This is a genomic window from Streptomyces sp. NPDC057654 (assembly GCF_042800135.1).
Taxonomy (GTDB): Bacteria; Actinomycetota; Actinomycetes; order Streptomycetales; family Streptomycetaceae; genus Streptomyces.
In genome coordinates this window covers 1-12959 of the sequence record NZ_JBHVHQ010000156.1, presented here as the reverse complement: position 1 = coordinate 12959, position 12959 = coordinate 1, and the positions used below count along the sequence as shown (strand labels likewise).

The 12959-nt window shown below is 70.8% G+C and carries 9 protein-coding genes; 6 read left to right on the top strand and 3 right to left on the bottom strand.

From position 1 onward, the window contains the following. The coding region (gene ssd / locus ACFU99_RS14915; RefSeq protein WP_384391060.1) for a septum site-determining protein Ssd at window positions 1-781 on the bottom strand (781 nt) is incomplete at its 3' end. A 461-nt stretch (window positions 782-1242) separates the two neighbouring features. Here ssd and ACFU99_RS14910 point away from each other — a divergent pair. Beyond that, window positions 1243-2088 (top strand): HAD family hydrolase, encoded by an 846-nt coding sequence (locus tag ACFU99_RS14910; protein ID WP_384391057.1) that lies wholly within the window; start codon window positions 1243-1245, stop codon window positions 2086-2088. 332 nt (window positions 2089-2420) lie between these two features. On the opposite strand, the gene ACFU99_RS14905 is transcribed toward ACFU99_RS14910, so the two are convergent. Continuing rightward, window positions 2421-3242, bottom strand: coding sequence for an oxidoreductase (locus ACFU99_RS14905; RefSeq protein ID WP_384391054.1), 822 nt, complete (start codon window positions 3240-3242; stop codon window positions 2421-2423). Window positions 3243-3343: 101 nt separating this feature from the next. On the opposite strand from ACFU99_RS14905, the gene ACFU99_RS14900 reads away from it, so the two are divergent. Next, the gene (locus ACFU99_RS14900) at window positions 3344-4336 is read left to right on the top strand and encodes an ATP-binding protein (protein ID WP_384391052.1); all 993 of its coding nucleotides are present in this window, start codon (window positions 3344-3346) and stop codon (window positions 4334-4336) included. Here the strand turns inward: ACFU99_RS14900 and ACFU99_RS14895 are convergent. Further along, entirely contained in the window at window positions 4317-5564 is a 1248-nt protein-coding gene (locus ACFU99_RS14895; RefSeq protein WP_384391049.1) for a hypothetical protein, read from the bottom strand. The genes ACFU99_RS14900 and ACFU99_RS14895 overlap by 20 nt on opposite strands. A 288-nt stretch (window positions 5565-5852) precedes the next feature. On the opposite strand from ACFU99_RS14895, the gene ACFU99_RS14890 reads away from it, so the two are divergent. The 4 genes from ACFU99_RS14890 (at window position 5853) to ACFU99_RS14875 (ending at window position 12859) form a co-directional block, all read left to right on the top strand. Then, window positions 5853-8381, top strand: coding sequence for a SulP family inorganic anion transporter (locus ACFU99_RS14890; RefSeq protein ID WP_384391046.1), 2529 nt, complete (start codon window positions 5853-5855; stop codon window positions 8379-8381). 326 nt (window positions 8382-8707) lie between these two features. After that, window positions 8708-10675: an acetate--CoA ligase gene (acs, locus tag ACFU99_RS14885; RefSeq protein WP_384391043.1), complete on the top strand. Its 1968-nt coding sequence runs from the start codon at window positions 8708-8710 to the stop codon at window positions 10673-10675. 251 nt (window positions 10676-10926) lie between these two features. Continuing rightward, window positions 10927-12324, top strand: coding sequence for a Na+/H+ antiporter NhaA (nhaA, locus tag ACFU99_RS14880; RefSeq protein ID WP_384391040.1), 1398 nt, complete (start codon window positions 10927-10929; stop codon window positions 12322-12324). Between the two features lie 76 nt (window positions 12325-12400). Continuing rightward, window positions 12401-12859 (top strand): phage holin family protein, encoded by a 459-nt coding sequence (locus tag ACFU99_RS14875; RefSeq protein ID WP_384391037.1) that lies wholly within the window; start codon window positions 12401-12403, stop codon window positions 12857-12859. The last annotated feature ends 100 nt before the right edge of the window (window positions 12860-12959 follow it).

The following is a 12959-nucleotide window of genomic DNA, read 5'->3' as shown; positions in this document are numbered from 1 at the left end:
CTTCCATGGTCGCGTCGTCGCCGCGCCGCGGCAGGTCCACGACCACGGTCCCGCCGCGCCGCCGCGCGGCGGCCAGCACGGCGCACATCGCCTCGGGGCGTACGACCGTGGCGTCGCCGCGGTCCCAGCTGAGCACGCGCAGGGAGTGCAGTTCGGGCAGCGACTCCTCCAGCGCGCCGCCGCCCACCCTGCCGCGGGAGCGGGCGAAGGCGGGCCAGCGCAGACCCTCGGTCCGCTCGCCGCCGAGCAGGACGTCCAGCCCGCCGCCCAGCGGATCGGCGTCGATGAGCATCGAGCGATGCCCCTCGCGGGCGGCGGTCAGGGCCAGGGCGCAGGCGAGGGTGCTCGCGCCCGCTCCGCCCCGGCCTCCGATGACCCCGACCGTGAGCGCCTGGCGGCCCACGCCTTCCACGACGTCGGCGATGCGGTCCACGAGCCAGCTCTCGCCGTCGGGCAGCATCACCACATTGCGGGCGCCGATGACCACGGCCCTGCGCCATACATCGGGGTCATCGAGGTCCCGTCCGACGAGGACGACGCCCTCACGGCGCGCGGCCCCGCCCAGCCTCGGCGCGCAGTCGTCCCCGACGAGGACCAGCGGCGCGTCGTCCCAGCTCCCCCTTCGCGCGGGCGTCCCGTGCGCCACCTCCGGCACGGCGCCGGCCGCCGCGCACAGGCGCAGCAGATCGTCGAGGAGCTTCTCGTCCTCGGTGATGATCAGCGGTGCACCCGCTCCCGCACCGCTTCCCGCCCATTGATCGGACGCGTTGGTTCCGGCCACGGTCCTCCCCCTCTCACTACGCGCTCTCGCATCCGCGAACTCCGCGGAACGCCGCGAGGAATCACCGTGCAGCGAAGTGGGAAATTGTGTGGATCTTGCTCCAAAACTGTGGACAACTCGGCCGTTGTGAATATCCCAGTCACCTATACCAGTGACTTCCGGAGTGCAGCATGGTGATTACGTTCCGTGACGGGTATGACTGAGAAGCGGCACAGGACCGGCAGGCTCGGAGCCTCGCGGGAGGGAGCTGAATGATCTGGCGCGGACGGCAAAAACACGTCCGGACATGCGACGACCCCCGCCGGGGGGGAGAGCGGGGGTCGTCCCCACGGCCGACTCGGGGGGGGAGGAGTCGGACCGGGTTAGACACGGTCGCGAACGATCCGTGACTTCCATGGTGTACCCGAGACCCTTCTCAGGCAAACCCACACGCCACAGCTTACGCCGAATGGAGGGCCTCTATGCTCGGCCTCGTGGAAAACCACTCGCTTCCCCGGACAGCCGCCTTCTTTGATCTGGACAAGACGGTCATTGCGAAGTCAAGCACTCTCACCTTCAGCAAGTCCTTCTACCAAGGTGGCTTGATCAACAGGCGTGCCGTGCTGCGAACCGCCTATGCGCAGTTCGTCTTCTTGGCCGGCGGAGCCGATCACGACCAGATGGAGCGGATGCGCGAGTACCTCTCCGCGCTCTGCCGGGGCTGGAACGTACAGCAGGTCCGGGAAATCGTCGCCGAGACACTGCATGAACTCATCGACCCCATCATTTACGACGAGGCCGCCTCCCTCATCGAGTCGCACCACGCCGCCGGGCGCGATGTCGTGATCGTCAGCACCTCCGGCGCGGAGGTCGTCGAGCCGATCGGCGAACTGCTCGGCGCGGACCGGGTGGTGGCCACCCGGATGGTCGTGGCGGACGGCGTGTTCACCGGCGAGATCGCCTACTACGCCTACGGCCCGACCAAGGCCGAGGCCATCAGGGAGCTCGCCGAGACCGAGGGGTACGACCTCGCGCGCTGCTATGCCTACAGCGACTCGGCGACCGACGTGCCGATGCTCGAATCAGTGGGCCATCCACACGCCGTCAACCCGGACCGGGCGCTGCGCCGCGAAGCGCTGGCCCGCGACTGGCCGGTCCTGTCGTTCACCCGTCCGGTCCAGCTCAAGAAGCGGGTGCCCGCGCTGTCCGTGCCCTCGCGCCCGGCGCTCGCCACGGCGGTCGCGGTGGGCGCTGCCGCCGCCACCGCGGGGCTGGTCTGGTATGCCAGCCGCCGCCGCGCGCCGAGTGCCCGTATCCATAGCATTTGAATCCAATTGCAGATATCTGCGGCGAGGGGTTCCACTTGCCGTACGAGAGGAGTAGAAAGGACTTACGGCCCGCGAGACCAGGGACATCCGAGAGGAAGCCCTCAACGCACCAAGGCCCCACGGACCGAGCACGAATTCCGGGCACCCACGCGACGCCGACCCGTCGATTACGGGCCAGCCGCACCAGGTAACGGGCGAAGTTCCCCGACCTGATGGGCAAATATCGAGCACGCACTGGTAACCCGGCGGACGTGCCAGCGGCGGTACCAGAGCTTTATGGGTACCGCCGCAACCTTGTGTGTGACGCCTCCAGTTCGGACCGCGTGGACCGTTCAGGCCGCCCCGCGTTGCAGCGCCTCGCAGACGGCCGTGCTCTCCCGCACCCCCAGCTCCACGGCCCGGCCGCAGTGCGCGATCCACGCCGCCATGCCCGCCGGAGTGCCGGACACATAGCCGTCGAGCGCCGCCGCGTACGCCGCGCGCCCCAGCTCCGCGTGGCCCACCTCGGCCGGGCAGATCGACTTGGGGTCCAGGCCGCTGCCGACGAGCACGATCCGCTCGGCCGCCCGGGCCACGAGGCCGTTGCACGAGCCGAAGGGGCGCAGCGCCAGCAGTTCGCCGTGGACCACGGCCGCCGTCACCAGCGCCGGGGCCTCGCTCCCGGCGATCAGCAGCTCGGCGAGCCCGTCGAGCCGGCCCGCCACTTCGTCGGCGTCGGGAAGCTCCTGCTCGATCAGGGGCTCGTCGACCGGTTCGCCGGCGAGCCGGGGCCGCCCCACCGTGTCGTCCGGCTGCGCACCGCCCGCCGCCACCAGGTGCAGCCGGGCGAGGACCCGCAGCGGGGACTGGCGCCAGACGCTCAGCAGCGTGCCGGCCTCGGCCGTCAGCCGCAGCGCCGCGCCCACCGTGCGCGGCTCGCCGCCGCTGCCGAAGTCCGTGCGGCGGCGCACCTCTTCGAGCGCCCAGTCGGCGCCGGAGAGCGCCGCGGAGCCGCGCGCCCCGCGGAGCGCCGCCTCCGAGGTGACCTCGTTGCTGCGGCGGCGCATCACGCGGTGCCCGTAGACGCGGTCGACGGCCTTGCGGACGGTGTCCACGGCCTCGGCCACGCCTGTCAGGGAGCCGAGGGCGGCGAGCGGATCGACTGTCGTACTCATGGGTACGACCCTACGCACTCCGCGCTCACACCCCCCGAACGAGTGGTCTTCTTCACTCGGCGCTCTCACTTTCCGCGATCGTCCATCTACTGTTAGTGAACATGAAGATCGCTTTCGTAGGCAAGGGCGGCAGCGGCAAGACCACGCTGTCCTCGCTGTTCATCCGCCACCTCGCCGCCGGCCGTACGCCCGTCATGGCCGTGGACGCCGATATCAATCAGCATCTGGGGGCCGCGCTGGGGCTGGACGAGGCGGAGGCCGCCGCGCTGCCCGCGATGGGCGCCCAGCTGCCGCTGATCAAGGACTACCTGCGCGGCACGAACCCGCGCATCGCCTCGGCCGCCACCATGATCAAGACCACCCCGCCGGGCGGCGGCTCGCGGCTGCTGCGCGTCGGCGAGGACAACCCCGTATACGCCGCGTGCGCCAGGACCGTCCGGCTGGACGACGAGGCCGAGATCCAGCTGATGGCCACCGGCCCGTTCACCGAGTCCGATCTGGGGGTGGCCTGCTACCACTCCAAGGTCGGGGCGGTGGAGCTGTGTCTGAACCATCTCGTCGACGGCCGCGAGGAGTTCGTCGTCGTCGACATGACGGCGGGCAGCGACTCCTTCGCCTCCGGGATGTTCACCCGCTTCGACATGACGTTCCTGGTCGCCGAGCCCACCCGCAAGGGCGTCTCGGTCTACCGCCAGTACCGGGAGTACGCGCGGGACTTCGGCGTCCGCCTGAAGGTCGTCGGCAACAAGGTGCAGGGCCCGGACGACCTCGCGTTCCTGCGGGAGGAGGTCGGGGAGGACCTGCTCGTCACGGTCGGGCACTCCGACTGGGTGCGCGCCATGGAGAAGGGCCGCCCGCCCCGGTTCGCGTCCCTGGAGGAGCCCAACCGGCTCGCGCTGCAAGCTCTGAAGGACGCCGCCGACGGGGCGTACGAGGGGCGCGACTGGGAGCGGTACACGCGCCAGATGGTGCACTTCCACCTGAAGAACGCCGAGAGCTGGGGGAACGAGCGGACAGGGGCCGACCTGGCAGCGCAGGTCGACCCCTCCTTCGTGCTCGGCGAGGAGCGTTCGGCTACTCCGCAGCCTGCTTGACCGGACGTTGCGGCCGGGAGTCGGGGAACCGCTCCCAGCCGCTCTTCGGACGCTCTCCCACATCCAGCTTGCGCAGGTGGGCGAGCGTCTTCGGATCCTGTACGTCCAGCCAGTCGGCGAGCTGCTTGAACGAGACGCAGTGCACGCCGGCCTTGGGACAGACCGTCTTGATCGTGTCTTCGACGGCCTTCATGTACACGCCGCCGTTCCAGGACTCGAAGTGGTCGCCGATGAACATCGGCGCCCGGTTGCCGTTGTAGGCGCGGTCGAAGCCCTTGAGCAGCCCGTCCCGCATCTGCTTGCCCCAGGCCGCGTGGTGGGCCGGGTCTCCGTGGGTCGTGCCGGACTGGTTGGCGAGGAAGTTGTAGTCCATCGAGAGGGTCTCGAAGGCGCGTCCGGGCACCGGGATTTCCTGGAGGGGGAAGTCCCAGACCCCGTCGATCTGGCGGGGCCAGACCTGGCGGCCGCCGACGGAGCTGGAGTCGTACCGGAACCCCAGGGACTTGGCGGCCGGGATGAGGTTGCGCTGACCCTCCAGGCAGGGGGCCCGGCCGCCGACGAGGGCCTTGCTGTAGTCGAACGGCAGCGGTTGTCCGCCCTTGAGACCGGAGTTGGTCTTCCAGTTCCTGACGAACGACTCGGCCTGGCGGATCTCGCTCGTCCACTCCTCGGGCGACCACGTGCCGACGCCGCGGTCGGGTCCGCAGAAGTGGCCGTTGAAGTGGGTGCCGATCTCGTTGCCGTCGCGCCAGGCCCCGCCGAGCTGTTCGGCGGTGTCCCTGATTCCCTTGACGTCGTTGAAGCCGATGTCGGAGGCGCCGGGCGCGTGCTTGGGCGGGTGGTAGAGCTCCTTCTTGGCTCCGGGCAGCAGGTAGACGCCGCTGAGGAAGTACGTCATGGTCGCGTCGTACTTCTTGCCGACATCGCGGAAGTGGGAGAACAGCCGCTGCTTGTCCTGGCCGGCGCCGTCCCACGAGAAGACGACGAACTGCGGCGGCTTCTCCCCGGGCTTCATGCGCTGCGGCTTCGGCTGGAGCGGTTGCGACCCGGTGTCGGCGGTCGAACCGTCGCCGATGAGCCGGGCCGGGCGCGGGGCGGCCTTGGGGGCGGCCGGTCCCTTGCGTGGCGCGTCGTCCTTGGTACCCGGGTCTCCCGAGCAGCCGGCCGCCCCCGCGGCCAGCGCTGTCGTGACGAGCACCCCCACTGCGGCTCTCCATGACGCCGCCATCGGACCACCTCTTCCTTTGTTCGCTCAGTTGAGCAGAGGGAACAAAAATCACATATATGACAAAAGGAAAAGATGACGACAAGCTGCGATCCAGGGAACTTCACCCGATAGGAGGAAGAGCGCCCCCGAATGACCTGCGAGGCTTCCGCCGACCTTTACTCTCCATTACGGTTTGTTTACCGAGAGTTGAGAATCACCCAGCCTTGCAGCCGCTCCCGCCGCTGCACGCCGTGACCCACGGCCGCGCCCACGCGCGACCGCGCCGCCCCGACGAAGACGGGAACGACCATGCAGACTCAGCCGTCTCAGCCGCACCACTCCCCACCGGCCCAGCCCCCACCCGCCCACTCCCCACCGGCCCACTCCCCGCCCGGCCACGAGGCCCCGCCGCCCCGCCGCCTGCTCTCAGCGGGCCTCTGGCGCCGCGACCTGTCCGCCTCGATCACCATCTTTCTGATCGCCGTCCCGCTCTCCCTCGGCATCGCGCTCGCGACCGGCGCGCCGCTCCGCGCCGGGCTCGTCGCCGCCGCGGTGGGCGGCATCGTCGCCGGGCTGCTCGGCGGGGCACCACTCCAGGTAAGCGGGGCGGCGACCGGGCTCGTCGTGGTGACCGCCGAATTGGTCCAGCGGTACGGCTGGCGCGCCACCTGCGCGATCACCGTCCTCGCGGGCCTGACCCAACTCGCCCTGGGCGCGCTGAGGGTGGCCCGCGCGGCGCTCGCCGTCAGCCCGGCGATCATGCACGCGATGCTCGCGGGAATCGGCTTCACGATCGCGATCGGCCAGCTCCACGTCGTGCTCGGCGACAGCCCCGACAGCTCGGCGCTGAGCAACCTCGCCGACCTTCCCGGGGAGTTGGCGCACCCGCAGTCGGCCACCGTGCTGATCGGCGCGGTGACCGTGGCCGTGCTCGTCGCCTGGCCGCGGCTGCCCGGCCGGGTCGGCCGGTGGGCCCGTACGGTCCCGGCGCCGCTCGCCGCCATCGCCGTCGCCACGTCCGCGAGCGCCGGGATGGCGCTGCCCCGCGTCTCGCTGCCGGGATGGGAGCTCCAGGCGCTGCCCGCGCTCCCCTCGGGGCCGCTGCTGGGAGTGGCCGCGGCCGTCCTGACGGTCACGATCGTCGCGAGCATGGAATCGCTGCTGTCGGCCGTCGCGGTCGAGAAGCTCGCGGCCGAACGGCCCGGGCCCGGAGCGGGCCGTTCCGGGCTCAACCGCGAACTGGCCGGACAGGGCGCGGCGAACGTGGTCTCGGGGCTGCTCGGCGGGCTGCCGATCGCGGGCGGCGCGATCCGGGGCTCCGCCAACGTCAGGGTCGGCGCCGTCTCCCGCAACTCCACGGTGCTGCACGGCGTCTGGGTGGTGCTGGGCGCGGGGCTGGCGGCCTGGGCCCTGGAGCTCGTCCCGCTCGCCGCACTGGCCGCGCTGGTCATGGTGGTCGGCGTGCAGATGGTGAGCTTCGCGCACATCAAACACGTGCAGCGGCACCGGGAGTTCCCGGTGTACGCGACGACGCTCGGGGCCGTCGTCGTCTTCGGGGTGTTGCAGGGCGTGGGAGCCGGGATCGCCGTGGCGGCCCTCACCGCGCTGCGGCGGCTGGCCCACACCCGCATCACCGTCACGCAGGAGTCCGATCGCCATCGGGTGCTGGTCGACGGTCAGTTGACGTTCCTCGCGGTCCCCCGGCTGACGCGGGCGCTCGCGCAGGTGCCGACGGGCGCGAACACGGTGATCGAGCTGAGCGGCTCCTTCATGGACCACGCCGCGTACGACGCGCTCCAGTCCTGGTCCATCGGGCACACGGCGCGCGGCGGCTGGGTCCGGCTGGGCGGCCGGGCCGGACAGCCGATCGCGGAGCCGGTCAGCGCCCACGCCTGCCGTCCCTGGACGCCCTGGCACAACCATCACTGCGTACGGCCGGGCGGGGCCCCGCCCGCGCAGGGCGGCGGGCGGCAGCTGCTGGGCGGCGTCAGCGCCTTCCAGCGCAATACGGCCGCGCTCGTACGGCCCGAGCTGGCGCGACTGGCCCGTGAGGGGCAGCGGCCCACTCAGCTCTTCCTCACCTGCGCCGATTCCCGCCTGGTGACCAGCATGATCACTTCCAGCGGGCCGGGCGACCTGTTCACCGTGCGCAATGTCGGCAATCTGATGCCGCCGCCCGGCAGCGACGCGTCCTGCGACTCCGTGGCCGCCGCCGTGGAGTACGCGGTCGAGGTGCTGAAGGTCGACAGCATCACTGTGTGCGGCCACTCGGGGTGCGGAGCTATGCAGGCGCTCCTGGGCGCTGAGGGGCCCGCCGCCGCTGAACCGGAGGTTCCGGCCGCGCAGCAGCCCGTGCCCATGCCTATGCCCGTACCCGCGCCCGTATCCGTATCCGTATCCGTGCCGCCCGTACTCGCGTCGCAGCCGAGACCGGCCTCACCGGGCGAGGCAGTCCCACCGGACGAGGCGGCCGAAGCGGCCTCGGAGATCGAGACAGCCGCGCCACGCGACCTCGTCGAGCCCACCTCGCTCGACCGGTGGCTGCGGCATGGGCGGCCGAGTCTGGCCCGGCTTCAGCGGATCGGGCGGCTGGGGCGCGGTGAGGTCGCGCTGACCGACCGGCCGGTGAGCGATGACGTGGAGCGGCTCGCGCTCGTCAACGTGAAGCAGCAGTTGGAGCATCTGATGGCGCACGCGTGCGTCGCCCGCCGGGTGGCCGAGGGCCGACTCCAACTGCACGGCATGTACTTCCATGTGGCGGAGGCGCAGGCGTACGTACTGGACGAGCGGGAGGGCACCTTCGCGGCCGTACGACCCGAGGTCCTCGACCCGGTCTGATCGCCCGGCCGGCATGGCGGGGGCCGGCCGACATGACCGCAGCCGCCCCCTACCCCTACCCCCAGTCCCACAGCCCCTGCCCTTGCCCCCTGCCCCCTGCCCCCTGCCCCCGACCTTCGGCCCGCCGCCCCGGCCGTCGCCCGTTCATTGGTTCACTCGTTCGCGGGATACCGGGCGGCCCTCGGCCGGGGGCGGGTGGGCAGGGGCGCGGGCGGAGGGCCATGACAGGTCTAAACCAATTTTTCCGACAACCCTTGTCAGGGCGTACCGCAGGCTGATGAGCTAGGCCCTGGGATACAACGGGCACCCTGGGAATGGGAGATGTCGTGAGCAAAGAAAGCCTGGCCAACCTCATGAAGGAGGAGCGCCGCTTTGCACCGCCTGCCGAACTGGCCGCCGCCGCCAACGTCACGGCGGAGGCGTACGAGCAGGCCAAGGCTGACCGGCTGGGTTTCTGGGCCGAGCAGGCACGCCGGCTGACCTGGGAGACCGAGCCCACCGAGACGCTGGACTGGTCGAACCCGCCGTTCGCCAAGTGGTTCGCGGACGGCAAGCTCAACGTGGCGTACAACTGCGTCGACCGCCACGTCGAGAACGGCCACGGCGACCGCGTCGCCATCCACTTCGAGGGCGAGCCGGGCGACACCCGTGCGATCACCTACGCCGAGCTCCAGCGCGAGGTCTCCAAGGCCGCGAACGCCCTGATCGAGCTGGGCGTGGGGACCGGCGACCGGGTCGCCATCTACCTGCCGATGATCCCCGAGGCGGTCGTCGCGATGCTGGCCTGCGCCCGTATCGGCGCCCCGCACTCGCTCGTCTTCGGCGGCTTCTCGGCCGACGCGCTGGCCACCCGCATCCACGACGCCGACGCCCGCGTCGTCATCACCGCCGACGGCGGCTACCGGCGCGGCAAGCCCTCCGCCCTCAAGCCCGCCGTCGACGAGGCGCTGACCCGCCCCGGCACCGAGAACGTGCGCAGCGTCCTCGTCGTCCGCCGCACCGGGCAGGAGGACGTCGCGTGGACCGAGGGCCGCGACGTGTGGTGGCACGAGATCGTGGAGCGGCAGAGCGAGACGCACGCCCCCGAGGCGTTCGACGCCGAGCACCCGCTGTTCATCCTCTACACCTCCGGCACCACCGGTAAGCCGAAGGGCATCCTGCACACCACGGGCGGCTACCTCACCCAGGTGTCGTACACCCACAACGCCGTCTTCGACCTCAAGCCGGAGACCGACGTCTTCTGGTGCACGGCCGACGTCGGCTGGGTGACCGGGCACTCGTACATCGTCTACGGGCCGCTCTCCAACGGCGCCACCGAGGTCCTTTACGAGGGCACGCCGGACACCCCGCACCAGGGCCGCTGGTGGGAGATCGTCCAGAAGTACGGCGTGACGATCCTCTACACGGCGCCGACGGCGATCCGCGCCTGCATGAAGTGGGGCGACGACATCCCCGCCAAGTTCGACCTCTCCAGCCTGCGGGTGCTGGGCTCGGTGGGCGAGCCGATCAACCCCGAGGCGTGGATCTGGTACCGCAAGCACATCGGCGCGGACCGCACGCCCGTGGTCGACACCTGGTGGCAGACCGAGACCGGCGGCATCATGATCAGCCCGCTGCCGGGCGTCACGGAGACGAAGCCCGGTTCGGCGCAGGTCGCGCTGCCCGGCATCGCCGCGACCGTCGTGGACGACGACGCCAACGAGGTGCCCGACGGCTCCGGCGGCTATCTCGTCCTGACCGAGCCGTGGCCGTCGATGCTCCGCACCATCTGGGGCGACGACCAGCGCTACCTGGACACGTACTGGTCCCGCTTCGAGAACCGCTACTTCGCGGGCGACGGCGCCAAGAAGGACGAGGACGGCGACATCTGGCTGCTCGGCCGGGTCGACGATGTGATGCTGGTCTCCGGTCACAACATCTCGACCACCGAGGTCGAGTCGGCGCTCGTCTCGCACCCCAAGGTCGCCGAGGCCGCGGTGGTCGGCGCGACCGACCCGCAGACCACGCAGGCCATCTGCGCCTTCGTGATCCTGCGCGGCGGCGTCGACGCCGAGGACCCGGGCCTGGTGGAGGAGCTGCGGGCGCACGTCGGCAAGCAGCTCGGCCCGATCGCCAAGCCCAAGCGCGTCCTGCCGGTCGCGGAGCTGCCCAAGACCCGCTCCGGCAAGATCATGCGCCGGCTGCTGCGCGACGTCGCCGAGAACCGCACCCTCGGCGATGTGACCACGCTGACCGACTCGTCGGTCATGGACCTCATCCAGGCCAAGCTGCCGGCGGCCGGCAGCGAGGACTGATCCTTTCGTACGCCGTACGAGCGAGGGGCACCCGGGCTGTCGACGGGTGCCCCGTTCGCGTTCTCAGGACGGGCCGCGCGGCCCTTATGCCCGTAAGGTGCGGATCACCGGATTCGTCCTCGCCTACACCAGGTAAGGTGTGCGGCGCGTCAACATAGCGCTAAGAAAAACACTCTGGTGAGCCGGGAAGTCTGGTCGGCAACTGCCTCAGCTGTGCCCTCAGCTGCCGAATCCCACCGGAGGCCGCCGACGTGACCGCGCCCAACACCCGCCGTTCCACCTTCCTCGGACGTCTGTCCCTGCCCGAGCGGAACTACATCGCCGAGGCGCTGCGGACCGAGACGGTCGGCGGTGTCCTGCTGCTCGCCGCCGCCGTCGCGGCGATCGTCTGGGCGAACACCCCGCTGCGCGAGAGTTACGAGTCCTTCCGCGGCCTGCACCTCGGCCCCTCCGCGCTCGGCCTCGACCTGTCCATCCAGCACTGGGCCGCCGACGGGCTGCTCGCCGTCTTCTTCTTCGTCGCCGGCATCGAACTCAAACGCGAGCTCGTGGCGGGCGAGCTGCGCGAGCCGAAGGCCGCAATCCTGCCCGTGGTCGCCGCGGTCTGCGGCATGGCCGCCCCCGCGCTGGTCTACTTCACCGTCAACAAGACGGGCGACGGCTCGCTCGGCGGCTGGGCGGTGCCGACCGCGACCGACATCGCCTTCGCGCTCGCCGTCCTCGCGGTCATCGGCACGTCGCTGCCGTCCGCGCTCCGCGCGTTCCTGCTCACCCTCGCCGTCGTCGACGACCTCTTCGCCATCCTGATCATCGCGGTCTTCTTCACCTCGCAGCTCAACTTCGTCGCCCTCGGCTTCTCCGTGCTGGGCCTCGCCGTCTTCTGGCTACTGCTGCGCAAGGGCGTCCGCGGCTGGTACATCTACGTGCCGCTGGCCCTGGTCAACTGGGCGCTGATGTACAACAGCGGCGTCCACGCGACGATCGCCGGCGTCGCCATGGGCCTGATGCTCCGCTGCACCACCCGCGACGGCGAGAAGCACTCCCCCGGCGAGCACATCGAGCACCTCGTGCGGCCCCTGTCGGCCGGGCTCGCGGTGCCGCTGTTCGCGCTCTTCTCGGCGGGCGTCGCCGTCTCCGGCGGTGCGCTCTCGGACGTCTTCAGCAAGCCCGAGACGCTCGGCGTCGTCCTCGGGCTCGTCCTCGGCAAGGCGATCGGCGTCTTCGGCGGCACCTGGTGCGCGGCCCGCTTCACCAGGGCCGAGCTGAACCCGGACCTCAAATGGCCGGACGTGCTCGCCGTCGCCTCGCTGGCGGGTATCGGCTTCACGGTGTCCCTGCTGATCAGCGAGCTGGCGTTCGCCGACGACCAGCTGCTCACCGACGAGTCGAAGGCGGCCGTGCTGATCGGCTCGCTGATCGCGGCCGTACTGGCCAGCGTGCTGCTCAAGCTGCGCGACAACAAGTACAAGAAGCTCTGCGCGGACGAGGACCGCGACGAGGACCAGGACGGCATCCCCGACGTCTACGAGCAGGACAACCCGGACTACCACCTCCGGATGGCGGCGATCCTTGAGGCGAAGGCCGCCGAACACCGGCGGCTGGCCGAAGTCGCCTCCTCGCGCACCACCGGGGACGATGGTCCGGCATGATCTGAGAGGCTTCAGTTCGTTGAAGATCCGCTGAAGATCTGCTGATGGTCCGTTGGAAACGAAGAGGGAGCAGGCGATGAGCACAGCCGACGACGGCGCGAGCCGCAGCCTCGGGCAACTGGTGGCGGCGGCCACCGCAGACCTGTCCGCGCTGGTGCACGACGAGATCGCGCTGGCCAAGGCCGAACTGCGGCAGGACGCCAAACGGGCCGGCATCGGCGGCGGCGCCATCGCGGCGGCCGGGGTCCTGGCGCTCTTCGCGCTGCCCGTGCTGAGCTTCGCCGCGGCGTACGGCATCCACAATCTCGGTCTCGGGCTCGCCTGGTCGTTCCTGATCGTCGGCGGCGCGTTCCTCGTCGTGGCCGCGATCCTCGGGCTGCTGGCCGTCGCCAAGTTCAAGAAGATCAAGCCGCCGGAGAAGTCCATCGCCTCGGCGAAGGAGACCGCGGCCGTGCTCGGCAGCGTCAAACCGCACCCGCGTCCCGCGATCGAGGCCACCCGTACGGGCGCTTCTGTGACACGCTCGGCTGTATGACGGTCCCCGATACCTCCGCGGCGCCCGCGTCCGCCGGCTCGGCCGCGTCCGCCGCGCTCACCGCGCCCGCCGAGGTCGTACGTCCCGACGGGCCCTGGAG